Here is a 26,303-nt window from a genome sequence, read left to right on the forward strand (position 1 = left end):
ACCACGAACCGTGGTCCCCGGGGGATCGTGCGCGGACGTGGCCGGACCTAGCGTCGGTGCCGTGATCGAAACGACAACAGCGCCGGCCATCAGGCTGTCCTCGGTGTCCAAGGTGCACGGGACGGGCGACGGGGCGGTGACCGCGCTGGACCGGGTCACCGTCGACCTGCCGCGCGGCACGTTCACCGCCGTGATGGGGCCCTCCGGGTCGGGCAAGAGCACGTTCCTGCACTGCGCGGCGGGGCTGGAGAAGCCGACGTCCGGCTCCGTGCTGCTGGGCGGCACGGAATTGTCCACCATGGACGAGAACGCGCTGACGGCCGTGCGGCGCGAGCGCATCGGCTTCGTCTTCCAGTCCTACAACCTGGTGCCCGCGCTGACCGTGGAGCAGAACATCGCCCTGCCGCTGCTGCTCGGCGCGGCGGAGGCCGACCCGGAGTGGCTGCGGCACGTCGTGGAGCGCGTCGGCCTCGCCGACCGGCTGCACCACCGCCCGCACCAGCTCTCCGGCGGCCAGCAGCAGCGGGTGGCCATCGCCCGCGCGCTGGTCACCCGGCCGGACGCGGTGCTCGCCGACGAGCCGACCGGCGCGCTGGACAGCCGGACCGGCCGGCAGGTGCTCGACCTGCTGCGCGGCGTCGTCGACGGCTTCGGGCAGACCGTGCTGATGGTGACGCACGACCCGGTGGCCGCGTCCTGCGCCGACCAGGTCCTGTTCCTCACCGACGGCAGGCTCGCCGGTTCGCTGCACCGCCCCTCCCCCGAGGCCATCGCGGAGCGCATGACGCAGTTGGGCGAGTGGTGACGGTGCGGCTGTTGGCGATGGCGTCGATCCGGTACCGGCGGGGCGGGTTCGCCGGGGTGTTCGTCGCGGTGCTGTGCGCCTCGGCGCTGCTCACCGCGCTCGGCGTGCTGTTCGAGTCCGGCCTGCGCGCGGGCGTGGAGCCGCAGCGGTACGCGGGCGCGACGGTGGTGGTGGCGGCGCGGCAGGCGCTGCCGGTGGCGGGCGACCTGGACGTGCCGCTGGCCGAGCGGGTGCCGCTGCCCGCCGACGCGGTGGCGCGCGTGGCGGCCGTGCCCGGCGTGGACCGGGCCGTGGGCGAGGTGTCCGCGCCGGTCGTGCTGCCGGGTGAGCCGGCCGCGCGGGCGTACGGCTGGGGCTCGGCCGCGCTGGCGCCGCTGGAGGTCCGCGAGGGCGTCGCACCGGCCCGCCCGCGTGACGCCGTGCTCGACGCCGCCCTGGCCGACCGGCTCGGCGTGCGCGTCGGCGACCGGCTCCCGGTGGCCCTGGGCGGCGAGCCGCGCGAGTACACGGTGACGGGCGTCGCGGCGGGCCCGGGCGACACCGGTCGGCAGGCCGCGCTGTACGTCACCGACGAGGAGGCGCGGGCGCTGTCCGGTCGCCCGGACCAGGTGGACGTGATCGGCGTGCTCGCCGGCGGCGGCGTCGACGGGCTGGCCGCGCGGATCGGGGCGGCGCTGCCCGACCTCGACGTGGAGGTCCACACCGGGGACCGGCGCGCCGACGCGGAGTTCCTGGACGTGGGCCGGGTCCGCGCGGAGCTGGTGGTGCTGTCGCTGTCGTTCGCGGGCACCACGTTGATGATCTCGGTGCTGGTGGTGGCGGGCACGCTGGGCCTGTCGGTCCAGCAGCGCCGCCGGGAGCTGGCGCTGCTGCGCGCGATCGTCGCGACGCCGAGGCAGGTGCACCGCCTGGTCGGGGCGGAGGTCCTGCTGGTGGCCGGCACGGCGGCGGTCCTGGGCGCGCTGCCGGGCATCGGCGTGGCGCACCTGATGCGCGACGCGTTCGCGTCGGCGGGCATGCTGCCGCCGGACTTCGGGCTCGTGACCGGCCCGGTGCCGCCGGTCGCCGCGGTGCTGCTGGTGCTGGTCACGGCACGGGTCGCCGCGTGGGTCGCGGTCCGCCGGGCCGCCTCGGCTCCCCCGGTCGAGGCGTTGCGCGACGCGGCCGTCGAACCGCCCCGGCTGGGTGCGGTCCGCGCGGTGTCCGGGTGGGTGTTCGCCGCGCTGGGCGCGGGCGCGGCCCTGGTGCCGCTGTTCCTGCCCGGCGAGCAGGCGCTGGCGGGCGCGGGCGCGTCGGTGATCTGCCTGGTGGTGGCCGCCGGGCTGCTCGGGCCGCGCCTGGTGACCGGGGCGACCCGGCTGGTGGCCGGTCCGCTGCGGCGGCTGTCCCCGGTCGGCGGCCACCTCGCGGTGGAGGGCGTGCTGTCGAACGCCCGCCGGCTGGCGGCGGTCGTGACGCCGATGGTGCTGGCCGTGGCGATGGCGTCGGTGCAGCTGTTCACGCAGACCACGGTGCGCGCGGCGGCGGAGGAGCAGGCGTCGGGCGGTGTGGTCGCTGACGTGGTGGTGACCGGCCCGGCCGGGTTGGCCCCGGGCGTCACCGAGGCGATCCGGCGGGTGCCCGGCGTCGAGGCGGTGACGCCGGTCGTGCGCGGGCAGGCGTTCGTGCGGCACCTGGCGCTGGGCGAGGAGCAGGTGTCCGCGTACGCCGTGCAGGGCCTGGTCGCCGACGGCCTGGACCGCACGCTGGACCTGCGCACGACGGCGGGTGATCTCGCGCGGTTGACCGGGGACGCGGTGGCCCTGAGCGAGCAGGCGGCCGGGGCGCTCGGGCTGGGTGTCGGCGACCGGGTGGACCTGGTGCTCGGCGACGGCGCGGCCGCGCGGCCGGAGGTCGTCGCGATCTACGGCCGCGGCCTGGGCTTCGGCGACGTGGCGCTGCCGCGCGACGTGCTGGCCGCGCACACCCCGACCGGTTTCGACCACTCGGTGCTCGTGCGCACGGACGGCTCGGGCGCACTGGCCGCCGCGGTGGCCGAGCGCTTCCCCGGCGTCGTCGTGCAGGACCGCGCGGCCCTCGACGCCGCCGGGCAGGAGCAGCGCGACACCCAGTCGTGGATCAGCCTGATCGCCCTGCTGGTGGTGCTCGGCTACCTGGCCATCTCGGTGGTCAACACGCTGGTCATGGCCACCGCCGAGCGGTCGCGCGAGTTCGCGCTGCTGCGCCTGGTCGGCACGAGGCGCCGCCAGGTGGTCCGGATGACCCGCGTGGAGGCCCTGCTGGTGGTCGGCATCGCGATCGTCGTGGGCACCGCCGCGGCCCTGCCGGCGCTGGTCGGGGTGAGCATCGGCCTGACCGGTTCCCCGGTGCCCTCCGCCCCGCCGCTGCTGTACCTGGCGATCACCGGCACCGTGGCGGTCCTGGGCCTGGCGGCGATCGGCGTGCCGACCCGGGTGGCCCTGCGCGCCCGCCCGGTGGACGCGATCGGCGCGCGGGACTGAGCCGCGCGGCGGGTGGCGGCGCGCACGGGCCCAGGACGGTCGCGGGGCGAAGTCGTGCCGGACCTCCGGCCGCGGCGGGCCGCCCCGGCTCGCCGTCCGGCCCGTCCACGCGGTCAGGTGCGTCCAGTGTGAACGCGCCGAGCCCGGCCACGGCCTCCACCACGTACTGGTCGCCGGTCGCGGTCAGCCCGTCGGTCACCGGCTCCGTGCCGCCCGCGACGCCGACCACCGCCGGTTCGGCCCGCTCCCGCAGGACCGGGTCGATGGCGACCACCGGACCCGTCCGACGAGGAGCACCCGGTCGCCACCACCAGGGCCACCAGGACCGGTGCGGAACCGCGCTCGAACGTCACGCGGCCGCGGTTTCCGCTCGTGCGGACCGGCGAACCAGCCCGAGGTCAGGGGGTGCAGGCGGTCGTCAGCGCGGCGACCTGCTGGGCCTTGGTCTCCAGCCACACGGCGGGCCGCACGACCAGGTCGTCCAACGTCACGCCGCTCAACGTGCCGGCGAGCGCGGTGATGGCCTGGTTGACCGTGGTGTCTGCGGCCCGCGACGCCAGGTCGCCGAGCGACGCGGCGGTCTCGTGCGCCTGGTCCACGGCCCGCTCGGGCGACGAGGTGTCGAACGAGGTCGTGGCCCGGGACAGCGCGTCGGCGCAGACCTGGACGGTGTTCGCGGTGTTCGCGACGGCGTTGGCGGTGTCGGCGGCCTCCTGCACCGCGCCGCAGGCGGTGAGCGCGGCGACGGCGACGAGACCGGTGACGGCGGTGACGAGGCGGGTGGAGGTGCGCATGATCCGTCCTTCCAGGACGTGAGGAGGGGGTTGTCGCTGCGGTGACACCGGCGAACAGGCGGGTCTGGCCGAGAACGACCATGCGCGCACCTCCGGTTCTCGAACGAACCAGAGGTCTCCCCGACCACCGCGGGCGGTGGCGCCGTGACCGAACCGCCATCGGGCGGTCGTAATGACGATCACGGGCTGGGCGGGTACTCCCCTCCGCACCTCCAGGATGGCGAAACCCCACCCCCGCTGTCAAAGAGCGCCCCGTCACACGACGGGGCGCTCCTGACAGCGGGGGTGGGGTCCGGCGACCGGCGCGACGTCAGACGTGCGTCTCGGGCTTGCCGCCCTTGATCACCAGGGAACCGGCCACCGCCACCAGCGACAGGACCGCCGCGAGCAGGAACGCGCTGTGCATGCCGCCCATCTGGGCGGCGACCTCCCCCTCGCCGGACGCGGCCAGCTCGGCGGCGCCCGCGCTCATCACGCTCACCAGCAGCGCCACGCCGGCCGCGGCGGCCAACTGCTGGGTGGTGCTGAAGACGGCGCTGCCGTGCGAGTAGAGCCGGGACGGCAGCGCGCCCAGGCCCGCGGAGAACAGCGGCGTGAAGGAGAACGCCAGGCCGAAGCTCAGCGCGAGGTGGAACACCAGGACCATGGCGGGGGCCGTGGCGGCGTCGAACCCGGTCGCGAACCACAGGGACCCGCTGGTCGCGATCGTGCCGACGACGAGCAGGACGCGCGCCCCCACCCGGTCGTAGAGCCGGCCGACGAACGGCGACAGCAGGCCCATCAGCAGACCGCCGGGCAGCAGCAGGAGGCCCGTGGTCAGCGGGCTCAGCAGCAGCACGTTCTGCATGTAGATCGGCAGCACCGTGACGACGCCCAGCAGCAGGCCCATCATCACCATCATCAGGGCGCTGCTCACGGTGAACGTGCGGAACGTGAACGTCCGCAGGTCCAGCAGGGCGCGTTCGCGGCGCTGGAGCGAGACCTGGCGCAGCACGAACGCCGTGACGCCGAGCACGCCCACCGCGAGCGAACCCCACAGCACGGTGGAGGAGCCCTCGCCGGAGTGGCCGATGCTGGACAGGCCGTAGACCAGGCCGCCGAACCCGAACACGGACAGCACGACCGACAGCACGTCCATCGGCGCGTCGCTCGACTCGCCGATCGGCGTCACCCGGCGCAGGCCCAGGACCAGCGTCGCCACCGCGATCGGCAGCACCACCCAGAACATCGCGCGCCAGCCGGAGAGGTTCAGCACCACGCCGCCCACGGTGGGGCCGATCGCGGGCGCCACGGAGATGACGATCGAGATGTTGCCCATCACGGCGCCGCGGCGGGCCGGCGGCACGAGCGTCATGACGGTCGTCATCAGCAGCGGCAGCATGATCGCGGTGCCGAACGCCTGCACGACGCGCGCCGCCATCAGCACCTCGAAGCCGGGGGCGAGGGCGGCGATCAGCGTGCCCGCGCTGAACAGGCTCATCGCCACGCCGAACAGCACGCGCGTGGGCACCCGCTGGATCAGGTAGCCCGTGATCGGGATGACCACGGCCATGGTGAGCAGGAACCCCGCGGTGAGCCACTGGCCCACCGCGGCGGTCACGTCCAGCTCGACCAGCAGCACGGGCAGCGCCACGCCCATGATCGTCTCGTTGAGGATGACGACGAACGTGGCGACGAGCAGCACGGCGATCACGACGCGGTCGCCGCGGCTGAGCGCGGGCGGTGACGCCACGACGTCGGACACACCTGCTGAAGTCATGCGAGATCCCCCAGAACGGATTGCGGGCGCGGAGAAGGGCTGCGGCGCCCCGAACATGGGCAACCCTACCGCCGCGCGTCCTATTCCAGGCCGCCATTTCCGGCACCGGCCGAACGACCCCGGCACGGGCGACCCCGGCACGGGCGACCCCGGCACGGGCGACCGGGGTGATCCCGCTGCCGGGCGCGGGAAATCCGGGTGACCGCCCGCGTCGATCGCGGCATCATCGCCGCGTGCCCGCCTCGATCCTCGTGAACTTCGTCTACTGCCACCCCGTGGGGCACGCCGTGGAGGCGCTGCACCGCGTCCACGGGTACCGCGCGGCCAACCCCGACGCCCGCCTCGGCGTGGTGCTCAACGCGCACACGCCGGTGGAGCTGACCCGGCTCGCCCCGTTCGTGGACGAGGTGCACTCCGTCCCGGTCGACGTGTTCGACGCCACCGCCGACCACTCGGCCGCGCTGGCCGCCATCCCCGCGGACTGGGACCACGTGCAGGACGACCTGCGGTCGAAGCTGCCCGACCAGATGGCCCTCTTCCCCGGCCTGAACGCCTACTACGAGGCGTCGCGGGCGCACTTCGCAAGCAGCGCGCCCGGCGTGGCCGGGTACGGGCCGGTGCCCTACGCGCGCGGCACGCACTGGACGTTCACCGTGCCCGACGTGCCGCGCCCGGCCGTCCCCCGCATCGCGCTGCTGCCCGGCGGGAGCGCGCCGCGCGCCCTGTACCCGTCGGTGCGGTCGTGGCGCCTGGTCGTGGCGGCGCTGCTGGAACGACATCCCGACGCCGAGTTCGTGCTGTTCGGGAAGGTGCGGGCGGACGACCGCACGGCGACCACGTTCACCCGCGCCGAGCTGGACGCGATCGCCTCCGCCGCGCCGCGCGTCGTCGACGCGGTGGACCTGCCGCTGCTGGAGCAGCTCGCCGCGATCCGGGCCTGCGACGTGCTGGTGTCGCCGCACTCCGGGTTCGGCATGGCGGCGCTGGCGGCCGGCACGCCGTGGCTGGTGATCGGCGGCAACCGGTGGCCGGAGTACTTCTTCAACGGGGTGCCGTTCCACAGCGTGCTGCCCGACGTGGCCCGCTTCCCGGCGTACGCGCTGTCGGGGCCGGACCCCGACCCGGTGGAGGACGAGGGGCCGCGGTCGCCGAGCATGTCGTACGAGCGGCTCACCGCGGACCTCGACGAGATCGTGGAGTTCACCTCGAAGCTGATCGCGGGCGAGGTGGCGTTCGAGGACGCGCTGCGCCGCCAGGTGCGGGGGATGCTGCGGCTGCGCGGCGGCGACCCGACGTCGCTGTGGTCGCTGGACGACGTGCACCTGGACGTCCTGGCGGCGCCGTGACCCCGACCGAGCGGACGACGTCCCGGCTGCGCCTGCGGCGCGTGGTGGCGGACGACCTGGCGGCGTTCGTCGCGCTGGAAACGGCCCTGCGCGCCCGGGAGACCCCGCCGCGCGACCCGCCGGACCCGGCGGAGTCCGCCCGCTACCTCACCGCGTTCACGTCGGTGTGGGACCGCGGGGAGCTGGGCTACTGGGCGATCGGGTTCCGGGACGCCCGGTCCGGGGACGGCGTCGTCGGGTTCGGCGGCGTGCAGCCGAAGTCCTGGCGGGGCCTGCGCTGCTGGAACCTGTACTACCGCGTCCACCCCGACCTGTGGGGCCTGGGCGTGGCGACCGAGACCGCGCGCGAGGCCGTCGCCGCCGCGCGGGAGGCGCACCCGTCGTGGCCGGTCGTGGTGGAGACCCGCCCGGGCAACGCCGCCGCCGTCGCGGTGGCCGAACGGGTCGGGCTCACCCCGCGCGAACCCGACGGCGGCTGGGCCGTGCTCGTCCTCGACCCGGCCTGACGGTCAGGCGGTCCGCGTCGCCGTGACCACGACGGCGGCGTAGCCCATCGTGAAGGTGCCGCCCAGCGCGTCGAGTGCCTCACCGGTCCCCGCCACCAGTGCGGCGAACGCGTCCGGCGGGACCAGGCCGGCGACGCCCGCGGTGGGCATCTGGTCGAGCCACTCGTCGCGCCGGTAGTGCCTCTCCCAGTCGAACCGCCACCGCTCCGGCTCGTCGAACGCGCCCGTGCCCCGCACCCCGTCCGCCGCCTTGTCGAACAGCAGCGAGTAGCCGGGCAGGGCGGGCGCGGCCCACGGGTTGTGCGGCGAGTCGGGCAGGACCCGGCGGTGCACCTCGTCGAAGGCCGCCGCGACCTCGGGCGGCGGCTGGAAGACGTTCCAGAACAGGGCCAGCCGGCCGCCGGGGCGCAGCACCGCCGCCGCCTTGGCCGCGCCGGCGGCCGGGTCCACCCAGTGCCAGGTCTGACCGGCGACGACGGCGTCGAACGAGCGCCCGGCGGGGTCCCAGTCCTCGAAGGCCGCCACCTCGACGGCCGATCCGTCCCGGCGGGCGAACGCGGCCATCCGCGGGTCGACGTCGACCCCGAGCACCCGGCAGCCGGCCGCCCGGAACTGCCGCGACGCGATGCCGGTGCCGCAGCCGACGTCGAGCACGTCGGGACCGGGGCTCGCGGCGACGACGGCCTCCACCAGCGCGTCGGGGTACCCGGGCCGGGTCCGGTCGTAGCGCTCGGCGTCCGCGCCGAAGGACTCGGCGGCCTCCCGGGCCCGGTGCGGTTCGAGGGCGGGCGACTGCACGAACGGCGAAGTGGGCATGTGCCCACCAATAGTGGGCACATGCCCATTCGTCAACCTGTGAGGATGGTGGGGTGCCTACCGGAGTGGCCCTGCGCGACGTGCGGGAGCAACTGTTCGACGCGGCCGAGCGCATCCTGCTCGACGGCGGCCCCAGCGCGCTGACCAGCCGCGCGGTCACCGCCGAGGCGGGGGTCGCGAAGGGCGTGCTGCACCGGCACTTCGCCGACTTCGACGACTTCCTCGCGGACTTCGTGCTCGACCGCGTCGACCGGTTCGCGCCCCGGGCCGCCGCCCTGCGCGACTCCGCCGGGACCGGTGACGTCGCCGACAACGTCACCGCCGCCCTGACCGACCTGTTCGGGTCGGTCGCGGTCGCCGTGGTCGCGCTCGTGACCTTCCGCGACGGCCTGCGCGAGCGGTTGCGGCGGGCCTGGCCGGCCGGCGTCCCGGTGCTGACCGAGGCGGCGACGACGATCGGCGCCTACCTCGCCGCCGAACGGGATCTGGGGCGCCTCGCACCCGAGTCCGATGTGGACGTGCTCGCGGCCGTGCTCATCGGCACCGCGCACCTGCTGCACGCCGACCGGGGCAGCGCCCCGCCGACCACCGAGGCCGTGCACCGGGTCGTGGCGACCGTGCTGGCGGGCCGCACCCGCCGCCCGGGGTGACCTCCGCCGTGCACTGTGGACGGTCACGCGGTCGCGGTCGCGACGCGGTCCCGGCGCGGGACTTGCCGACCCCCGCACCGGGACCGCGCGCCGGTCACCTCGCGGTGCAGGTGGGCGACATGCCCGCGCCGGAACCGGTGGCCTGGTAGCCGAACTCGGTCGACTGCCCCGCGGCGATGGAGCCGTTGAAGCTCACGTTGGTGAAGTCGACCGCACCGCTGTTGCCGCTGCGGTTGGCGTTCCACGCGTTGGTGATGGTGGCGCCCGAGGGCAGCGTCATCGCGACCGTCCACCCGTTGACCGGCGAAGCGCCGGCCGTGACCCGCACCGTGGCGACGAAACCGCCCGTCCACTGGTTGAGCGACACCGACGCCGTGCACCCGGCGCCACCCGGCGGCGTGGTCGTGGTCGTCGTGGTCGTCGTGGTCGTGGTGGTCGTGGTGGTGGTGTCGGTGGTGGTGGTTGTGGGGTTGTCGGTGAGGGTGGGGGTGGTCCAGTCACGCCATTGGGTGAGGTTGGCGGTGGCTTTGGGGTGCATGGTGATGCCGCCGGTGAAGGTGCCGGTGTTGTGGAGGAATGTGGCGATGGCGTGTTGGAGGGGGGTGCGCCATTCGGTGCGGTTGGCGCAGTGGGTGCCGTCGGTGATGTTGGAGTGGTAGAGGAGGTTGTCGGGGGCGCCGAGGGCTTTGTAGACCTCGGCGCCGGCGAGGGCGGCGACGGCGGCGGAGCGGGGGCCGAGGTTGGTGATGTGGGGGTTGTCCATGACGAGCAGGCCGCGGGGGGCGATCATGGCGACGAGGGAGTGGGTGTCGATGGGCAGTGTGTCGGGTTTGGTGGTGTAGGGGGCGAAGGCGTCGCCGAACCAGGGTTGTTCGCCGTAGGCGCTGGAGAGGGTCTGGCCGCCTTCGGCGTTGACGCCGCGGTAGACGGGCAGGCCGGCGGTGCCGGATTCGATGGGCATGGTGAGGTCGACGCGTTGGTCGAGGACGCCGATGGAGAAGGCGGCTTTGCCGTAGCGGGAGCAGCCGGTGACGCCGAAGGCGTCGCGGCGCAGGACGGTGCCGGTGGATTGTTCGACGACGTCGATGATGCGGCTGGCGCCCCAGGCCCAGGCGGCGAGCAGGCCGGTGGTGCTGGTGTTGCCGTGCAGGGTGTAGAAGGCGCCTTGTTTGTTGGCGCGTCCGGTGCCTTCGCGGCCCACGGTGGTGGGGTCGTAGGTGATGACGGCGGCGCCGGCGGCGCGGATGGTGGCGGTGTCGGCGCCGAAGCCGCCCACGACGAGCACGGCGGGGAAGGGGCCGGTGCCGGTGGGGAGTTGGACGCCGGCGGTGAAGCTCGCGGTGCGGCCGTTGTGGGTGGCGTTGACGGTGACGGCGGTGGTGGTGACGGTGCCGGTGACGGTGGCGGGTCTGGCGGGTTTGTCGCCGTGGACGTGGCGTTCGGTGGCTTCGCGGATCTCGGCGCGGCGGCAGCGCCAGTCGGCCTTGGTGGTGATGCGTTGGCCGTTGAAGCGGGTGAAGGGGTCGGGCAGGCGTGGGGTGGGGGGGAAGGTGGCGGGGAGGGTGACGGGGCAGTCGGCGCCGTCGTCCTCCACCGCGGTGGTGCCGATGTCGTGGGCGGCGCGGGCGGTGGTGGTGGCGGTGGTGAGGGTGGCCGTGCCGAGGACGGTGAGGGCGGCTATCGCGAGCATGGCGATCGCCGGGCGTGTCTTCGCGCGGCCGGTATCGATGATCACCGGTGATCTCCTCCGGGGCGTGGGTGGGGAAGGGGGTCGGCGGTCGGCGGCCCGCGCATCGACGGCCTAAAGTTTCGTGGAGCGTTCCGAAACATGTCAATGCCGCCATTCCCTGCCCGATCTCACATGGCCCTCACCCCAGGTGGGCAGGTGTGGGCCACCCGTCTCAGGTGGCCGGGAACGATCTTCGACAGGCGAGTCCTACGGGCGCGGACGCACGCGCGTCCACCGGCGCCCGCCCCGCTCGGCCCTCGGCGTGGTGGCGGCGACGCAGCGCGGGCACAGCGCCACGACCTGCTCGGCGGTCTGCGACAACCACACGGCGTCCGCCCACGGGACGTGCCGGAAGCGGCCGAGCCGGCTGCGGCTGAGCGCCAGCCCGCACAGGGTCTGGTTGGTGCCCGGCGTCCAGGCGTGCACGTCGCCCGACGGCTGCCGGACACCGTCCTCGTCCACCCACTGGCTGGACGCGGCGACACACGGCTGGGAACTCACCCCGGCGGTGTACCCGCCAGGACGCGGACGACACCGCGTGGAGCCTGGTCCCGGCCCCCGTCCCGTCGCGGAACGGCCGCGCGGCACACTACCGGGGTGACGAAGCCCGCGGTCGACGTCGCCGACACCCGGTCGACCGTCCTGCGCCGCTACTGGCAGCACGTCGTCGAGTTCGCCCTGCTGACGCTCGCCGTGCTGCTGGCGGTGGTGCTGGGCGCGCTCGCGGCGGTCCCGCTGATCAAGCTCGGCGTGCCGCCGGAGGCGTTCACCGTGCTGCCCATGTCGGCGGCGGTGGCGGTGGCGTTCCTGGGGACGCTGTGGGTCGAGATCTGGTACCCGCACCGGCACGGCGGCTCGACGCCGGCGATGCGGTGGCTGGGCCTGCGGATCGTCACCCTGCGCGGCGGCACGCCGTCAGTCCGGGACTACTTCGTGCGCTGGCTGCTGATGGCGGTGGACGGGATGCTGCTGGGGCTGGTCGGCGCGGTGCTGATCGCGGTGACGCCCCGGCACCAGCGGCTCGGGGACGTGGTGGCGCGCACCGTCGTGGTGCGGCGCGCGGTCACCTGACGAGCTGGTTGCGCCAGGCCCAGACGGCGATCTCGGTGCGGTTGCGGGCGTCGATCTTGCCCTGCACGTTGGCCAGGTGCGACTTCACCGTGGACAGCGAGATCCGCAGCCCGCGCGCGATCTCCGCGTTCGTCCTGCCGCGCGCCACCGCGAGCACCACGTCCAGCTCCCGCGCGGTCAGCGGCACGTCCGGCGCGGCGCGGGACGTGCCGGCGGTGAAGTGCTCCAGCAGCCGCACCGTCACCGAGGGCGAGACCATCGCCTCGCCCTTGGCGGCGGCGTGCACCGCCTCCACCAGCAGCCTCGGCCGCACGTCCTTGAGCAGGAACCCGCAGGCGCCGGCCAGCAGTGCGGCGTAGACGTTCTCGTCCACGTCGTAGGTCGTCACCACGACCACGCGCAGCGGGTCCTCGACCCCCGGCCCGGCCAGCAGCCCGGTGGCGCGCAACCCGTCGAGCTTGGGCATGCGGATGTCCATCAGCGTGACGTCGGGGCGCAGCCGCCGCGCCAGCCGCACGGCCGCCTCGCCGTCGGCGGCCTCGCTGATCACCTCGATGCCCGGGTCCGCGTCGAGGATCAACCGGAAGCCGGTGCGGACGAGCGCCTGGTCGTCGGCGACGAGCACGCGGATCGCCATCAGATCCCCCTCGGCAGGCGGTCGAACGGGTCGTCGGCCGGCCCCAGCGGCACCCTGGCGGTGACCAGCCACCGGCCCCCGGGTCGGGGACCGGCCTCCAGCGCGCCGCCCAACGCCGCCACGCGCTCCGCCATCCCGGTGAGGCCGTAGCCGCCGCCGCGCGGACCGGCGGGCACACCGTCGTTGGCCACCTCCACGACCAGGTCGCCGTCCTCGGCGCGGGCGGCGACCCGCACGTCGGCGGCGCGCGGCGCGTGCCGCCGCACGTTGGTCAACGCCTCCAGCACCACGCGGTGCAGGGCGCCGGCCACCGACGGTGGCAGCGGCAGGCCCTCCACGTCGTCCGCGACGTGCGCGGACGCCCGGTCGCCCGCCGCCGTGCGCAGCACGTCCCCCAGCGCGCCGCCGGGCGCGGGCGACGGGTCGTCGCTGCGCAGCACGCCGACGAGTCGGCGCGTCGCGGTCAACGCCTCCGCCGCCGCCTCCTCGATCTCGCCGTAGACCTCCAGCGGGTCCTGCGCGGGCGCGGGCGGGTCGCCGGCCAACGCCCGCGCCGCCCGGGTCCGCACCACGATGCCGGTCACGTGGTGCGCCACCAGGTCGTGCAGCTCGCGGGCCAGCCGCAGCCGGTCGTCCGCGCGGGTCCGCTCCAGCTCGCGGCGGTGGCGGGCGTCGGCGTCGCGCAGGATCAGGCCGAGCGCCAGGGCCGCGCCCCACGTCAACGCGGCGGCCACGGCGAACAGCGCCGCCGGGCCGTCCGGGCCGTGGCGCACGACCGGCGCGAGCACCACGGCCGCGCCGGCGGCGACCGCGAGCACCGCCGCCCGCACCGGGGGCAGCCGGCGGCACCCGGCGGCGACCAGCAGCACGGCGGCCACGACCTCGGTCACCACCGGGTGCGCCGACGCCCGCTCGGTGACCGCGCTGCCCGCCGTGCTGAGCAGGGAGAACCCGACGACCGCGCCGGCCAGCGACTCGATCCGGCGCGGGAACCTGCGGCGCAGCACCGCCAGGACGGCCACCGCACCGCCCACGGACGGCAGGACCGTCTCCAGCACGGGGGTGAGCGGCCCGCGCGGAGCGTCGCCGCGGAGCGCCTGCACCGCGTCCGCGGCCATCGCCACGAGCAGCACGACGACCTCGGCCACGAACACACCGCGCCGCGCCGGCGGTCCGACCGGGGTCATGCGGCCATTCTCCGGGTCGCCGACCGCGCCGCTCAGCCGGCCCGCTCGACCGAGGCCACGTAGGCGTTGGAGGCGGGCAGGTAGGCCAGCACCACGGCCACCGCGGCGGCGGCGACGCTGACGTAGCCGACGACGTTGCCCTGACCGGTGATCAGGGAGGCCGCCTGGACGAGGGTGAACAGGGTCAGCACGACGCGCGCCCGGTTGCGGCCCGCCTTGAGCTTGAACGACAGCCACAGGTGGACGAGGGCGACGAGCAGCGCGATGCCCACCGCCACGCCCAGCGTGACCGTGGTGGCGAACTCGGCTTCCTCCCGGCTCATCGACGGCGACCCGGACCGCACGGCGTCGAGCGCCTCCTGGCGCGCGCCGAGCAGGAGCAGGCCGGTGGCCAACGCGGTGGCGCCGGAGACGAGGAAGCCGAAGAACGCGGCGACGATGGTGGGCGGCGGGGTGCTCTTGCCCGTTGCGGTGGTCATGATCCGCAGCGTAGGGCGGCCCGGAAACGCTTGCAGCGCAACGGGAAGCGGTCTAGTACTTTCGGCCGGGGCGGGCGCGGCGGGCGGGGCGGCGCCTCGGCCGGAAGTACCAGGCGCGGGTGTCGACTCCCGTCGTGCGGCGGTGGTGGCGGTCGGCGCGGCGGCGCGAGCATGGCCCCGTCCCCCACCACTCCCGGAAGGAGCGCCGTGCGCCGTTCCACCGCAAGCGCCGTCCCCGCCCTGGTCGTCGCCCTCGTGCTCGGCGGCGTGCCCGCGGTCGCCGGGGCGGACGACCCGTTCACCGACCACGAGCGGCAGCAGGTGGCCTGGGGCCCGTGCCCGTTCCCGCTCGCGGAGGGCGCGCGGCCTGCCGAGTGCGCGCTCGTCACCGTCCCCCGGGACTGGGCCGCGCCACGAGAGGGGGTGGACCTGCGCGTCTCCGTCAGCCGGGTCGCGGCCACCGGCGCGCGGACCGGCGCGATCCTGGTCAACCCCGGCGGTCCCGGCGGGCAGGGGACGTCGCTGGCCGGCGTGCTCGCCGGGCTGCACCCCGCCCTCGGCGAGCGCTACGACGTGATCGGCATGGACCCGCGCGGCACAGGTCGGGAGGGTGGCGTCGAACCCGCGCTGGTGTGCGAGGTCCCGACCGGGCGGCTGTCGGCGCGGACCGACCTGGACGCCCGGGACCGCTCGGCGGACAGCGTCGCCGAGCACCTGAAGGCGCCCCGCGCGATCGCCGAGGCGTGCCAGGGCGACGCGCTCACCCCGTACACCACCACGTGGCAGACCGCGCACGACATGGAACTGGTGCGGCGGTTGCTCGGCGAGCCCAGGCTGAACTACCTCGGCTACTCCTACGGCACGTGGCTCGGCGCGAAGTACGCCTCGCTGTTCCCGGACGGCGCGGGCAAGCTGGTGCTGGACTCCAGCGTCGACTGGCAGGGCAGGTTGCAGGCCGCGTTCGAGGCGTTCCCGCCGATCAACCAGCGCCACTTCGACCGGGTGTTCCTGCCGTGGGTGAGCCGGCAGTTCCCCGAACTGGGCGCCTCCGCCGCCGAGGTGCGGGCGACCTGGGAACGGGTCCGCGACTTCTACGCCGCCGAGGGGCTGCTCGCGCCGGACGCCTACGACGGGGTGTTCGTCGGCATGGGCAGCGAGATCCGGTGGGTGTTCGCCGTGCTGCTCCTCTCGCTCGGGGCCGCCGAGCTGGACGGCGCGGAACCGGCGGGACGGCCGTGGCTGGACGACGCGGCCCGCGCCCGGTTCGGCGTGCCGGTGGCCGGGCTGACCCCGGCCGCGGTCCTCTCGGCCCTGCGCGCCGACGACTACACCCGCGTGGCGGGCACGAGGTACGCCGTGGCGTGCGGCGACCAGCCGACGAGGTCGGCGGCGTGGTACCGGCGGCTGAGCGACCGGCAGGGGCCGCAGAACCCGCTGTTCGGCTGGGCGTACGGGCTGTCCGAGCCGTGCGGCCACTGGTCCGACGCCCCGCGCCAGGTGCTGCCGGCGCTGCCCGCCGGGGTCGCCGGGCGGGTCCTGGTCGTGCAGGCCGAGTTCGACCCGCAGACCGGCCACGAGCAGGCGCGGGCGGCCGTGCGCGGAGCGCCGGGCGTCTCGCTGGTCGAGGTCGACGACTCGCCGTTCCACGGGCAGTACGCGGTGGGCGGCAACCCGTGCGTGGACGGCCTGGTCGACGTGTTCCTGCTGGCGAACTCCCGGCCGGGACACGTGGTGTGCCCCGGCGTGCCGCTGCCCGGCGAGGACGAGGTGCACCCGGTCGCCGGTCCGGTGGACCGCGCGCCGACCGCGGTGGCGGCGCAGTCCGCCCCGGCCCCGTCGGCGGCGCGTGACGGGGCACGGGACCGGATCGCGACGCTGAACGCGCCGTAGGTCCTCGGTGGACGGTGGTGCCGCTGTGGACGGTGGTGCCGCTGTCCTCCGGCGAGGTGGCCGGCGCCCCGGGGCGTCCACGACGAGGTCGTCCGGGGCTACCCGGTGGCGGCCGGCGCGCTCCCGCGCCGGCCGTCCCGGACGCGGTGGTCCGCACCGCCGCCCCTTCCCCCGGTCTGCGCCGCGACGAGCGCGGCGAGCACGACCGCGGCGCCGACGAGCTGGGCCGCCGTCAGCTCCTGGTCCAGCGCGAGCCACCCCACCGCCGCGGCCACCACGGGGCTGAGCAGCGTCAGGAACGTGACCTCGGTGGCGGGCAGCAGGCGGATGCCGCGGAACCACAGGGCGTAGGCCAGTACCGCGCCGACGAGGGCGAGGTAGGCGTAGCCCGCGACGTTCTCCCCCGTCACGCGCGGGGGCACCCCCTCGACGGCGAGCGTCACCGGCAGCAGCAGCACGCCACCCGCCGCCAGCTGCCACCCGGTGGTCGCGAGCACCGGCGCGGGCGGGGTCCAGCGCTTGCCCAGGACGGTGCCGAGCGCCATCACCACCGCGCCGCCCAGCGCCGCCGCGACGCCGAGCCAGTCGAGCGCGGCGTTCGCCCGCAGCACGAGCAGGCTCACCCCCGCCACGCCCGCGACCCCGGCCAGGGCGACGCGCGCGGTCGAGCGCTGCCCGAGGAACAGCGCCGCGAACCCGGCCACCACCAGCGGTTGGACCGCGCCCACGGTGGCCGCCACGCCGCCCGGCAGCCGGTAGGCGGCCACGTACAGCAGCGGCAGGAACGCGGCCATGTTCAACGCGCCGAGCAGCAGCGACCGCCACCACCAGATGCCGACCGGCAGCCGCCGCGTGACGGCGAGCAGCAGCAGGCCGGCGGGCAGCGACCGCAGCAGGGCGGCCAGCAGCGGCCGGTCCGGGGGCAGGTGCTCGGTGGTGACGAAGTAGGTCGTGCCCCAGATCGCCGGCCCCAGCGCCGTCACCACTCGGTTGCTTAGCACTAAGACAAAGTAACTCACCGCTAAGGTATCGACTCGGTGATCTACCTCACCGCTAAGGTAAGCAGGCGTGGCGGATCACGTGGACCTCGTGCTGGACCAGTGGCGCGCGCAGCGCCCCGACCTCGACGTGTCCCCGATGGCGGTGATCGGGCGGTTGTCGCGGCTGGCCCGACTGGTCGACGGCCGACTGGGCGCCACGTTCGCCGCGCACGGCCTGGACCGCGCGTCGTTCGACGTGCTGGCCACCCTGCGGCGCAGCGGACCGCCGCACCGCCTCACCCCCACCGGGTTGATGCGCGCGTCCATGGTCACCTCGGGGGCGATCACCCAGCGCCTGGACCGCCTGGAGGCGCGCGGCCTGGTCGCCCGGGGGCCCAGCGAGGTCGACGGCCGGGGCGTCGTCGTGGAACTGACCCCGGAGGGGCTGCGCCTGGTGGACGACACCCTGCCCGACCACCTCGCGACGGAGCACGACCTGCTCGGCGCCCTGTCCGCGCGGGAGCGGGAGGAGTTGGCGGCGGCGCTGCGGACGGTCCTGGAGTCGCTGGGCGACCTGCGGCCGTGAGCCGCTTGTCGGAAATGCCGTTCCACTCCTCAATACAGCACGATAGAGCGCAATAAACCACTCGTTCGTGTCTATTTTTCACCCTTTCAATACACTCCATCACGATCAATGACCTCGGTGGTACCGTTCCGCGCTCGAACAGCGTCCCCTCCCCGAGGAGAATCCCTTGCTCGACGAATTGATCGTCATCCTCACCGACACCGTCGGCGTTCCCGCCGAGGACATCGGTCCCGACACGACACCGGAACAGGTCGAACTGGACTCGCTGGCGCTGGTGGAGCTGTCCGTGGCGCTGGAGGAAAAACTGGGCGTCGCCATCACGGAGCGGGAATTGAAGGACCTGCCGACCGTGGGGGCCATCGCCGAACTCGTCGCGGACCGGACCGGTCGGGCCTGACCTCCTCCCCGACCCCCTCCGACCCCACCCCGGTGAACCCACGTGAAAACGACGGAACTGTCCGATTACCCCATTCCCGCCGGCCGACTGCGGGAATGGCGGCCACACGTGCCCGACCTGCCGACCGCGTCGGCACTGGCCCACGACCCGACTCCGCCGTCCTACAACCAGGAGCGGCACCTCCGGGTCGTCACCGCGCTGCGGCGCGGGGACACCGGTTTCCCGACCTGGATAGGCATCGCCTTCGACGTGGCGGGCGCGCTGGACGTCGAGGCGTTCCGCAGCGCCCTCCGGACGTGGATAGGGCGGCACGAGACGCTCCGGAGCGGCTTCCACGCGTGGGGCGGCGATTTCCGCCGGTTCACGCTCGACCGCGACACCGTGTCCGTCGTCGACACCGTGCTGGGCGACTTCGCCCCGACCGACGACGTGGCGGCGTACCTCGTGGACCGGCTCACGCCCGCCACCGACGCCACCCGCTGGCCCAGCTACGTCGTGGAGACCGTCGAGCGGGCGGCCTCGACCACGGTCATCGCCGCGTTCGACCACTCCAACGTGGACGGCTACTCGATCTTCGCGGTCATCCGGGAGCTGCACGACCTCTACGACGCGGCCGTGCACGGGCGGGCGGACGTCCCGGCCGACACCGGCAGCTACGTGGACTTCAGCCGCGTGGAGCGGATCGCCGCGCACCGGGTCGACCGGCACCACCCGGCCGCGGTGCGGTGGGCGGCGTTCCTCGACGCCTGCGGCGGCGGGCTGCCGACGTTCCCCCTCGACCTGGGGGTCGAGGACGGGGTGTGCGTGCCGCAGGGGCTGACGACCGAGCACCTCCTGGACGCGTCGGAGTCCGCCGCGTTCGAGGCGGCGTGCCGGGCCGGGCGCAGCAGCGTCCTCGCGGGCGTGCTCGCCGCGACCGCCATCTCGTGCCACGCGCTCCGGCGGCAGCCGGTCCACCGGTTCATCACCCCGCTGCACACGCGGGTCGCGCCGGAGTGGTCGAGGTCCATGGGTTGGTACGTCGGCGCCGGGCCGGTGGAGATCGCGCTGGACGGGGCGGCGGACTTCCGCGACCTCCTGCCCCGCGCGCAGAAGGCCGCCAGGACCGCCAACCGGGTGGCCCAGACGCCGCTGGTGAAGGTGCTCGAAGTCCTCGACGTGCGGCTGCGCCACTCCCACGACATGTTCTCGTTCGTCTCGTTCCTCGACCTGCGCGACGTCCCCGGCGCCGAGCGGTGGGTCGAGTGGAACGCCCGGTCCCTGGTCGGGAAGTCCCACAACGGCAAGGCGAGCTTCTGGGTGAACCGCACCCGCGAGGACCTGCACGTCACCGCCCGCTACCCCGACACGGCGACCGCCCGCGAGAGCGTCGGCCACTTCCTCTGCCGGCTCAAGGCCGTCGTGCGCTCGGTGGCCGAGACCGGCAACCACTCCCTGCCCTGAGGGCGCCGGCGCCCCGTCCCGAGTGGACGGTTCGTGGAACGGCCCGGTCCGACCCCGGCCCGAGCGGACCGGCGACCCCGGCCCACCCGCGGGGGCCTCGGACCGCGGACGCGGCGCGCGGCCCGTTCCACCGTCGACCGCGCGCCGCGTCCGTCCCCCACCGGCCCCCCGGAGGACATCCTGGCCACGATCCGAGCCCGGCGGACCGCGCGCGGCGCACCCCGTCCGGTTTCCGGGGATTCCTGTCCGTCCCGGCGGTGTCGGCCGGTCGTACAGTGGCGGGGTGGACGATCGCCTCGTCATCGTGGTCGGGTACGACGGGATCGAGCTGATCGACCTCGCGTGCGTGACGAGCGGGTTCGAGCACGCGAACCGGCAGGGCGCCCGACCCCCGTACCGCGTGGTGTTCACGACGCCGGCGGGCAGGCCGGTGCGCAGCGACACCGGGTTGGAGGTGCGCGGCCAGGCCGGGCTCGACCGGGTGGACGGCCGCGTCGACACGCTCGTCGTCTCCGGCGGGCTGGGCCACGAGGCCGCCTCCCGCGACCCGCGCCTGGTCGGCCAGGTCCGGCGCGTCGCCGCCGTGTCGCGGCGCGTCGCCTCGGTGTGCACGGGCGCGACGGTCCTCGCCGCCGCGGGCCTGCTCGACGGTCGCCGCGCCACCACGCACTGGCACTACGCCGACGCCCTCGCCGACCGCTTCCCCCGGGTCCACGTCGACCCCGCGCCGGTCTACGTGCGCGACGGCGTCGTGTCGACCTCCGGCGGCGTCACCGCGGCGCTCGACCTCACCCTGGCGTTCGTGGAGGAGGACCACGGCGCCGAGACCGCGCGCCGCGTGGCGATGGGCATGGTGACCTACCTGCAGCGCCCCGGCGACCAGGCGCAGGTGAGCCAGTTCACCGGTGTCCCGCGGCCGGAGCAGCTGCTGCTCCGGCGGGTGGTGGACCACGTGGTCGGTCACCTCGACGACGACCTGGGCGCCGCCCGGCTGGCCGCGCTGGTCGACGTGAGCGAACGGCACCTGAGCCGGCTGTTCGCGCGGCACGTGGGCCGATCGCCCGCGCGGTACGTGCGCGACGCGCGCCTGGAGGCGGCCTCGCGGATGCTGGTCGCGACGTCCGAGCCGCTGACCGCCGTCGCCCGCCGGTGCGGGTTCGCCTCGGCCGAGTCGCTGCGCCAGGCGTTCGTGGCGCGGTTCGGCCTCACCCCGTCCCGGTTCCGCGCCGAGCACACGCCCGGCCGCGCGGCCGGGCGGTGAACGAGGCGGTGCGCGGCGGGACCGCTGCTCCCGGTGCGGCGGCTCCCGGTGCGGCGGGCGGTCAGGCCGGGTGTCGGCCCGCCCACCAGTTGCCGGGCGCGTCCGGGTCGTTGCTCGACCAGAAGGCGACGCTCGCGCCGACGAACTCCTCGGTCGTGAGGTACCCGTCGCCGTCCGCGTCGAGGTGCCGGAAGGCCTCCGCCGCCTCGTCCTCGGACAGGCCGGGGAAGTGCCCGCGCTGGAACACGAGGAATTCGGCGGGGCTCACCCGGCCGTCCTCGTCGGTGTCGGCGACGGTCAGGAACGCCTCGGCCACCGCGCCCACGGTGGCCCGCGCGGCGTCCGGGTCGTCGGCGAGCGAGCCGGTGGAGGCGAGGAACTGCTCGCGCGAGATGGTCGTGCCCCCGCCGGGGACGTGCGGCAGGTGCAGGTCGTGCCAGATCCGCAGGTAGGCGTCGACGACGCGCTGCTCCTGGGACGAGCCGGACGCGTGCCCGAGGGACTCGGCGACCCTCCGGCCCATGAGGACGTGGTCGTGCTCGGTGAGCAACCCGTCCCCGTCGACGTCGAGGTGGTCGAAACCGTGGTTGATCTTGGCCTTGAGCAGGTCGCTGACGGGCACGGTGCTCCTCCGGACGCGGGCGGTCGACGCGGGCGGCACCCAGCATCGAGCCGTTCGCAGCAACCGGGCAAGGCCCGAACGGGGGTGGGTGATCACCCGGTCGGCTGATGTCGGACCGGACGTGCCCCGCACGCCGGCCGGGGCACGCGGTGCACGGCGCGGGCGGCGGCGGCGAGCCTCGCCGAGACCTCCTGCTCCTGCCACACCACCACGTCGAACGTGCCCAGGTCGCGCAGCGCGGTGAACCCGTGGTCGGCCGAGGCCACCACGAACGAGCGGCAGCCTCGGTCGTGGGCGTAGCGGGCGTGGGCTAACAGCACCTTCTCGGCCGCGTCGGTGCCGGGCGGCACGACCCACGTGCACACGCCCATCTCGGCGAGCACGCTCACCACGCGGTCCCCTGCGGGGTCCTGGCGGCTGTAGCCCGCCATGGCGTGGTGCACCGGCCCCGCGGCGGCCAGGAGGGCGCCGATGCGCGAGCGCACCAGGCCGGGGCTCGGGTTCACCGGCCCGACCACGTTCTCCACGTCGATCAGCAGCACCTTCGTCTCGCTCACCTCCCGATCTTCGACCTGGGACGGCGTGCGCGGTGGGACCACAACCCCATCAGGTGACCGGATGCGCGCCGCACCCACGCGGTCGGGGAACCGGGCGCGCGGCCCGGCCGGCGTCGGGGCCGACGACGGGGTCCGGGGACTCACCGCACGGCGGCCCGGAGGAGGCGCAGCTGGCCGATCTCGGTCACGTTCTTCATCAGCTCGGCGTTCACCCACGCCACCACGTGCCCGACCGTCCGGTCCGGCCACGGGAACGTGGACGGCGCGGTCAGGTCGAGCGTCGGCAGCAGCGTCGACCACTCGTCGCGCATGGCGCGCAACCAGTCCACCACCCGCTCGGGACCGGGCCACACCACCTCCGCGCGGTCGCGGGGTCGACGACCCGCCGCGTGGTCGATCGCGACGGACCACCACCACCCGATGTGCCAGGACACCCACGCGATGGTGGGCACCGGCACGGGGTCGGGTTCCGACTCCGCCCAGTCCGGCACGCCGTCCCGGATCGTCCACACCAGGTCCGCCGGCTCCCACAGGTGGTCCCCGGGCACCAGCCGTTCCAGGTGGTACTCGAACAACCCCCAGGTGAGGTCGAACTGCCAGTGCAGGAGCTCGCGATCGGCCACCCCCCAATCCTGCCGGCGGCCGGCGGTCGCCGGCTCGACGACCGCCGTGAACCACACCGCACCGACAGGAGCCCGGCGACCGGACGGCCCGGGGCGGCACGACGCCGGCCGCCGCTTCACGGGACCGGACCACCCGCCTGTGGTACACCGACCACGACGAGGTGATCAGCTCGTCCGCGCCGCGTCGACGCGAGGACGTCCGGACGGGGCCGGGAGCGGTCCCTGCCGGACCTGCCGCGCGGGGAGGCGTGCCGGGGGTGGAGGGGGAGCACGTGGACGTGGACCGGTGGACGTCGACGGCAGCCGACAGGGCGGCGCTGAGGGCCCGCGCGGACCGGCTCCGCGCACTGCACCGCGGTGAGGTGCTGGTGCTGCCCAACGTCTGGGACGCGGCCAGTGCGGCGATCGTGGCCGGCGCGGGTTTCCCCGCCGTGGCCACCGCCGGCGCCGCGGTCTCGGCGGCGCTCGGCCACCCCGACGGCGAGGGCGCGTCGTGGCAGGAGATGTTCGCCGCCGCCGGACGGGTCGTCCGGGCGGTGCGGGTCCCGGTCACGGTGGACGCCGAGGCGGGGTACGGCCTGTCGCCGCGCGAGCTGGTGCACCGGCTGCTGGAGATCGGCGCGGTCGGCTGCAACCTGGAGGACACCGACCACCGGCGGGCGGTCTGGCGGACGCCGGCGCGCACGCCCGGTGGCTGGCGGAGGTGCGCGAGGCGGCGGACGACGCCGGGGTCCCGATCGTGGTCAACGCCCGCGTGGACGTGTTCCTGCCCGACGCGGGGGTGCCCGGACCGGACCGGCTCGCGGAGGCCGTGCGGCGGGGGCGGCTGTACCTGGAGGCCGGCGCCGACTGCGTCTACCCGATCGGCGTGCGGCGCGAGGCCGACATCGCCGCGCTGGTCGCCGAGCTGCCCGGCCCGGTCAACGGCAACACCGGCGACGAGCTGGACCTGGGGACGCTGCGGGCGGTGGGTGTGGCGCGGGTGTCGTACGGCCCGCGCTTCCACCGCGCCGCCATGGCCGGTCTGAAGGCCGCGGTGGAGGAGCTGCGCCAGGTCGGCCCCGTGGTCGCCCCGCCGGACGGCGACGGCGGCCGGGGTGTCAGGCCGGACCGGTGAGCCGCAGGCGGAACCGGGTGCGGGTCTCCTCGACCCGGTGCCCCTCGCCGCACGTCAGGGGCGCGTCCTCGGCGGCGTCGGCGAAGCGGTAGACGGACGCCGGGCACGGGGGTTCCGGGCAGCGCCCGAGGTAGGTGCTGTGGCCCGCGGTGGCCCGCGAGTTGCCGGGCGCCCCCACGCCCCAGTCCGCCACGCCGGCCGCCGTGCCCAGCGGCACCGGACTGATCACCGGCGTGGTCGCCGTCGTCGTGCCGGACCCGGTCGTCGGTTCAGCGCCCATGCACTCCCCCTAAACGATCCAACTGAGTTCGAACACCCTAAGGCAAGCGACGTCACAACGGTAACCGAAAGCGATCAGTGCAGGTGGAAACGTCGCACCCCTTGACTCAAGGTAATCAGAGGATGCCTCACTCCCGCTTCCGGTCGTGAAAGAACCGATCCAAGTCCTGTCGACAGACATCCTGATCCGATCACCCCGGATCGAGCCCCACCTCGTTGGTGCCGGTACCGGGATGACCGGAACAACATTTTTCTTGTTCGAACGCACATCTTTTGCGACGATCGCTCACGTGAAGCTCCCGGACCGGCACCGCGTGATCGTCGGCCGGCTCCGCTCCGACACCCGGGTGTCGGTCGCGGAGCTGGCGGCGGCCACCGGGGCCTCGGAGATGACGATCCGCCGCGACCTCGACCTGCTCGCGGCGGCCGGCGTGCTGCGGCGCGTGCACGGCGGGGCGGTCCTGACCAGCCCGGCGGGCGTCGAGCCGCCGTTCACCGCGCGCACGGCGACCGCCGCCGACGCCAAGCGCGCCATCGCGGCCGCCGCCGTCGACCTCGTCCGCGACGGCGAGACGATCGTGCTGGACAGCGGCACGACCGCGCTGGAGGTCGCGAAGCTGCTGCGGGACCGGAAGGTCACCGTGATGCCGCTGTCCCTGCACGCGGTGCGCGAACTGCTCGACGCGCCCGACGTGCGGCTGCTGCTGCCCGGCGGCGAACCCCGACCGGGCGAGCTGGCGCTGGTCGGCCCGCTGGCGCTGGCGTCGCTGCGGGCGCTGCGCTTCGACGTGGCCGTGCTGTCGCCGTGCGCGCTCGGCCTGGACAGCGGCCTGACCGCGCACACCCTGGCCGACGCGGAGGTCAAGCAGCAGGCCATGGCGGTGTCCTCGCGCACCGTCGTGCTGGCCGACGGCTCGAAGTTCGACCGCACCGCGCTCGCCCACGTCTGCACCGTCGACCGCCCCGACGTGCTGGTCACCGATTCCGGAGCCCCCGAGGAGGTGCGGCGCGAACTGGCCGCGCGCGGGGTGCTCGTGCACGTAGCCGAACCACTGGAGACCCCGTGACGACCCCCCTGCCGCGCGCCGCCCGCGTCGCGACCTGGATCTACTTCACCCTCAACGGGTTCGCCATGGGCCTGTGGGTGGTGCACATCCCCGTCGTGGAGGACGCCGCCGACATCTCGCACAGCACCCTGGGCGGGCTGCTGCTCGTGCTCGGCGCGGCGGCGTTCGCCGGCATGCAGGTCGCCGGTCCGCTGGCCGACCGGGTCGGGCAGCGGAAGCTCCTGCCCGCGGCGGGCGTGCTGCTCGGCGTCGCGCTGTTCTTCCCGGGCCTGGCGGACTCGTGGTGGACGTTGGGGTTGGCGCTGGTGTGCTTCGGCTTCGGCAACGGCACCATCGACGTGGCGATGAACTCGCACGCCGTGGTCGTCGAACGCGCCTACCCTCGGCCGATCATGGCCTCGTTCCACGCGATGTGGTCGATCGGCGGCGCGTTCGCGGCGCTGGTCGGCGCGGTCACCCTCGGCGCGGACGTGCCCACCGCGGTGACGCTGAGCGCGTGCGGCGCGTTCACGATCGTGGTGTCGCTGCTGACCGGCCGGTTCCTGGTGGACGGGCGCCCCGAGCCCGGGGAGGCCGCGTCGGCGGCGACCCCGACGGCCAAGCCGACGACGAAGCTGGTCTGGCTGCTGGGCGCGATCGCGTTCGCGATGATGCTCGCCGAGGGCGTGGCCAACGACTGGGCCGCCCTGCACGCCGAGGACGTCCTGGGCACGTCGACCAGCACGGCGGCGTTCGCGTACGGCTCGTTCGCGGTGGCCATGACCGTGGGCCGCTTCGCCACCGACCGGGTGTCCGCGCTGGTCGGGCCGGTCGCGATCGTGCGCCACGGCGCGGCGCTGGCGACATTCGGCCTGGCGCTGGTGGTGGTCGTCCCGTGGTTGCCGGTGGCGCTGCTGGGCTGGGCCCTGTTCGGCCTGGGCCTGTCCGGCAGCGTGCCGCAGCTCTTCAGCGCCGCGGGCAACCTGGACCAGCGCTCGTCCGGCGCGCTGATGGCCCGCGTGGTGGGCCTCGGCTACGTGGGCCTGCTGGCCGGTCCGGCGCTGATCGGCGGCCTGGCGCACTGGATTCCGCTGAACGTGGCGTTCATCGTGCCGGTGGCGCTGTGCCTGGTGGCGGTGGTGTTCGCGGGTGTCCTCGCGCCGCGGGCGGTCGAGGCGGAGGTGCCCGTCGGCCGGTAGCCGCGGCCGCTTCCGCTTCTCGC

The 26,303-nt window shown here is 75.0% G+C and carries 26 protein-coding genes and 1 pseudogene; 14 read left to right on the forward strand and 13 right to left on the reverse strand.

What is annotated here, in order from left to right; all coding sequences use genetic code 11:
* Positions 1 to 88: 88 nt before the first annotated feature.
* Complete coding sequence (locus CKY47_RS15905) at positions 89 to 805, forward strand: ABC transporter ATP-binding protein (protein ID WP_371320682.1); 717 nt, start codon at positions 89 to 91, stop codon at positions 803 to 805.
* A complete protein-coding gene (locus CKY47_RS15910; protein WP_306746582.1) occupies positions 802 to 3,306 on the forward strand; it encodes an FtsX-like permease family protein in 2,505 nt (834 codons plus the stop codon). Before CKY47_RS15905 ends, CKY47_RS15910 begins: the two co-directional genes overlap by 4 nt.
* Positions 3,307 to 3,704: 398 nt before the next feature.
* On the opposite strand, the gene CKY47_RS15915 is transcribed toward CKY47_RS15910, so the two are convergent.
* Both CKY47_RS15915 and CKY47_RS15920 read right to left on the reverse strand, forming a co-directional pair.
* Positions 3,705 to 4,100 carry a bacteriophage spanin2 family protein gene (locus CKY47_RS15915; protein WP_306746583.1) on the reverse strand — a complete coding sequence of 132 codons (396 nt, stop codon included), beginning with the start codon at positions 4,098 to 4,100 and terminating at the stop codon, positions 3,705 to 3,707.
* 310 nt (positions 4,101 to 4,410) lie between these two features.
* Complete coding sequence (locus CKY47_RS15920; protein ID WP_306746584.1) at positions 4,411 to 5,859, reverse strand: DHA2 family efflux MFS transporter permease subunit; 1,449 nt, start codon at positions 5,857 to 5,859, stop codon at positions 4,411 to 4,413.
* A 233-nt stretch (positions 5,860 to 6,092) separates the two neighbouring features.
* On the opposite strand from CKY47_RS15920, the gene CKY47_RS15925 reads away from it, so the two are divergent.
* Complete coding sequence (locus tag CKY47_RS15925; protein WP_306746585.1) at positions 6,093 to 7,205, forward strand: glycosyltransferase family protein; 1,113 nt, start codon at positions 6,093 to 6,095, stop codon at positions 7,203 to 7,205.
* Entirely contained in the window at positions 7,202 to 7,711 is a 510-nt protein-coding gene (locus CKY47_RS15930) for a GNAT family N-acetyltransferase (RefSeq protein WP_306746586.1), read from the forward strand. Before CKY47_RS15925 ends, CKY47_RS15930 begins: the two co-directional genes overlap by 4 nt.
* A gap of 3 nt (positions 7,712 to 7,714) precedes the next feature.
* Here CKY47_RS15930 and CKY47_RS15935 read toward each other — a convergent pair whose 3' ends face one another.
* Entirely contained in the window at positions 7,715 to 8,527 is an 813-nt protein-coding gene (locus tag CKY47_RS15935) for a class I SAM-dependent methyltransferase (protein WP_306746587.1), read from the reverse strand.
* 53 nt (positions 8,528 to 8,580) lie between these two features.
* On the opposite strand from CKY47_RS15935, the gene CKY47_RS15940 reads away from it, so the two are divergent.
* A complete protein-coding gene (locus CKY47_RS15940; protein WP_306746588.1) occupies positions 8,581 to 9,177 on the forward strand; it encodes a TetR/AcrR family transcriptional regulator in 597 nt (198 codons plus the stop codon).
* Positions 9,178 to 9,271: 94 nt separating this feature from the next.
* Here CKY47_RS15940 and CKY47_RS15945 read toward each other — a convergent pair whose 3' ends face one another.
* Together CKY47_RS15945 and CKY47_RS15950 are read right to left on the reverse strand one after the other, a co-directional pair.
* Positions 9,272 to 10,912, reverse strand: coding sequence for a glucuronyl esterase domain-containing protein (locus CKY47_RS15945; protein ID WP_306746589.1), 1,641 nt, complete (start codon positions 10,910 to 10,912; stop codon positions 9,272 to 9,274).
* A 201-nt stretch (positions 10,913 to 11,113) separates the two neighbouring features.
* Positions 11,114 to 11,407, reverse strand: a complete 294-nt coding sequence (locus CKY47_RS15950; protein WP_306746590.1) for a hypothetical protein — start codon at positions 11,405 to 11,407, stop codon at positions 11,114 to 11,116.
* Positions 11,408 to 11,503: 96 nt separating this feature from the next.
* Here CKY47_RS15950 and CKY47_RS15955 point away from each other — a divergent pair, with 96 nt between their 5' ends.
* A complete protein-coding gene (locus tag CKY47_RS15955) occupies positions 11,504 to 11,977 on the forward strand; it encodes an RDD family protein (protein ID WP_306746591.1) in 474 nt (157 codons plus the stop codon).
* Here the strand turns inward: CKY47_RS15955 and CKY47_RS15960 are convergent.
* The 3 genes from CKY47_RS15960 to CKY47_RS15970 are packed head-to-tail and all read right to left on the reverse strand — an operon-like array spanning position 11,970 to position 14,280.
* Entirely contained in the window at positions 11,970 to 12,614 is a 645-nt protein-coding gene (locus CKY47_RS15960; protein ID WP_306746592.1) for a response regulator, read from the reverse strand. The genes CKY47_RS15955 and CKY47_RS15960 overlap by 8 nt on opposite strands.
* Complete coding sequence (locus tag CKY47_RS15965; RefSeq protein WP_306746593.1) at positions 12,614 to 13,801, reverse strand: sensor histidine kinase; 1,188 nt, start codon at positions 13,799 to 13,801, stop codon at positions 12,614 to 12,616. The genes CKY47_RS15960 and CKY47_RS15965 overlap by 1 nt, the downstream gene beginning before the upstream one ends.
* Positions 13,802 to 13,833: 32 nt before the next feature.
* Positions 13,834 to 14,280, reverse strand: a complete 447-nt coding sequence (locus CKY47_RS15970; protein WP_306746594.1) for a hypothetical protein — start codon at positions 14,278 to 14,280, stop codon at positions 13,834 to 13,836.
* A 207-nt stretch (positions 14,281 to 14,487) separates the two neighbouring features.
* Here CKY47_RS15970 and CKY47_RS15975 point away from each other — a divergent pair, with 207 nt between their 5' ends.
* Complete coding sequence (locus tag CKY47_RS15975) at positions 14,488 to 16,170, forward strand: alpha/beta fold hydrolase (RefSeq protein WP_306746595.1); 1,683 nt, start codon at positions 14,488 to 14,490, stop codon at positions 16,168 to 16,170.
* 98 nt (positions 16,171 to 16,268) lie between these two features.
* Here CKY47_RS15975 and CKY47_RS15980 read toward each other — a convergent pair whose 3' ends face one another.
* A complete protein-coding gene (locus tag CKY47_RS15980; protein ID WP_306746596.1) occupies positions 16,269 to 17,171 on the reverse strand; it encodes an EamA family transporter in 903 nt (300 codons plus the stop codon).
* A 67-nt stretch (positions 17,172 to 17,238) separates the two neighbouring features.
* Here CKY47_RS15980 and CKY47_RS15985 point away from each other — a divergent pair, with 67 nt between their 5' ends.
* From CKY47_RS15985 to CKY47_RS16000, 4 genes are all read left to right on the forward strand, one after another.
* On the forward strand, positions 17,239 to 17,736 hold the full coding sequence (locus CKY47_RS15985; protein WP_306746597.1) for a MarR family winged helix-turn-helix transcriptional regulator: 498 nt from the start codon (positions 17,239 to 17,241) through the stop codon (positions 17,734 to 17,736).
* 166 nt (positions 17,737 to 17,902) lie between these two features.
* A complete protein-coding gene (locus tag CKY47_RS15990) occupies positions 17,903 to 18,133 on the forward strand; it encodes an acyl carrier protein (RefSeq protein ID WP_306746598.1) in 231 nt (76 codons plus the stop codon).
* 108 nt (positions 18,134 to 18,241) lie between these two features.
* A complete protein-coding gene (locus CKY47_RS15995) occupies positions 18,242 to 19,576 on the forward strand; it encodes a condensation domain-containing protein (protein WP_306746599.1) in 1,335 nt (444 codons plus the stop codon).
* A 283-nt stretch (positions 19,577 to 19,859) separates the two neighbouring features.
* Positions 19,860 to 20,837, forward strand: a complete 978-nt coding sequence (locus CKY47_RS16000) for a GlxA family transcriptional regulator (protein ID WP_306746600.1) — start codon at positions 19,860 to 19,862, stop codon at positions 20,835 to 20,837.
* A gap of 61 nt (positions 20,838 to 20,898) precedes the next feature.
* Here the strand turns inward: CKY47_RS16000 and CKY47_RS16005 are convergent, their stop codons facing one another.
* The 3 genes from CKY47_RS16005 to CKY47_RS16015 all read right to left on the reverse strand — a co-directional run bounded on the left by CKY47_RS16005 (position 20,899) and on the right by CKY47_RS16015 (position 22,639).
* Positions 20,899 to 21,459, reverse strand: coding sequence for an EF-hand domain-containing protein (locus tag CKY47_RS16005; protein WP_306746602.1), 561 nt, complete (start codon positions 21,457 to 21,459; stop codon positions 20,899 to 20,901).
* A gap of 92 nt (positions 21,460 to 21,551) precedes the next feature.
* A complete protein-coding gene (locus CKY47_RS16010; protein WP_306746603.1) occupies positions 21,552 to 22,016 on the reverse strand; it encodes a hypothetical protein in 465 nt (154 codons plus the stop codon).
* A 140-nt stretch (positions 22,017 to 22,156) separates the two neighbouring features.
* Entirely contained in the window at positions 22,157 to 22,639 is a 483-nt protein-coding gene (locus tag CKY47_RS16015; RefSeq protein ID WP_306746604.1) for a DinB family protein, read from the reverse strand.
* A gap of 317 nt (positions 22,640 to 22,956) precedes the next feature.
* Here CKY47_RS16015 and CKY47_RS37245 point away from each other — a divergent pair.
* Positions 22,957 to 23,756 (forward strand): annotated as a pseudogene (locus CKY47_RS37245) (isocitrate lyase/PEP mutase family protein).
* On the opposite strand, the gene CKY47_RS16025 reads toward CKY47_RS37245, so the two are convergent.
* Positions 23,740 to 24,036 (reverse strand): hypothetical protein, encoded by a 297-nt coding sequence (locus CKY47_RS16025; protein WP_306746605.1) that lies wholly within the window; start codon positions 24,034 to 24,036, stop codon positions 23,740 to 23,742. The pseudogene CKY47_RS37245 and the gene CKY47_RS16025 overlap by 17 nt on opposite strands.
* A gap of 289 nt (positions 24,037 to 24,325) precedes the next feature.
* On the opposite strand from CKY47_RS16025, the gene CKY47_RS16030 reads away from it, so the two are divergent.
* A complete protein-coding gene (locus tag CKY47_RS16030) occupies positions 24,326 to 25,102 on the forward strand; it encodes a DeoR/GlpR family DNA-binding transcription regulator (protein WP_306746606.1) in 777 nt (258 codons plus the stop codon).
* Positions 25,099 to 26,280 (forward strand): MFS transporter, encoded by a 1,182-nt coding sequence (locus CKY47_RS16035; RefSeq protein ID WP_306746607.1) that lies wholly within the window; start codon positions 25,099 to 25,101, stop codon positions 26,278 to 26,280. Before CKY47_RS16030 ends, CKY47_RS16035 begins: the two co-directional genes overlap by 4 nt.
* The last annotated feature ends 23 nt before the right edge of the window (positions 26,281 to 26,303 follow it).

Source organism: Saccharothrix longispora (assembly GCF_030852425.1).
Classification (GTDB): domain Bacteria; phylum Actinomycetota; class Actinomycetes; order Mycobacteriales; family Pseudonocardiaceae; genus Actinosynnema; species Actinosynnema longispora.

Excerpts from the sequence above, each read along its gene's own strand:
- CKY47_RS15915 (WP_306746583.1), bottom strand. The coding sequence starts at position 4,100 with ATGCGCACCTCCACCCGCCTCGTCACCGCCGTCACCGGTCTCGTCGCC.
- CKY47_RS15920 (WP_306746584.1), bottom strand. The coding sequence starts at position 5,859 with ATGACTTCAGCAGGTGTGTCCGACGTCGTGGCGTCACCGCCCGCGCTC.
- CKY47_RS15935 (WP_306746587.1), bottom strand. The coding sequence starts at position 8,527 with ATGCCCACTTCGCCGTTCGTGCAGTCGCCCGCCCTCGAACCGCACCGG.
- CKY47_RS15960 (WP_306746592.1), bottom strand. The coding sequence starts at position 12,614 with ATGGCGATCCGCGTGCTCGTCGCCGACGACCAGGCGCTCGTCCGCACC.
- CKY47_RS15965 (WP_306746593.1), bottom strand. The coding sequence starts at position 13,801 with ATGACCCCGGTCGGACCGCCGGCGCGGCGCGGTGTGTTCGTGGCCGAG.
- CKY47_RS15970 (WP_306746594.1), bottom strand. The coding sequence starts at position 14,280 with ATGACCACCGCAACGGGCAAGAGCACCCCGCCGCCCACCATCGTCGCC.
- CKY47_RS16025 (WP_306746605.1), bottom strand. The coding sequence starts at position 24,036 with ATGGGCGCTGAACCGACGACCGGGTCCGGCACGACGACGGCGACCACG.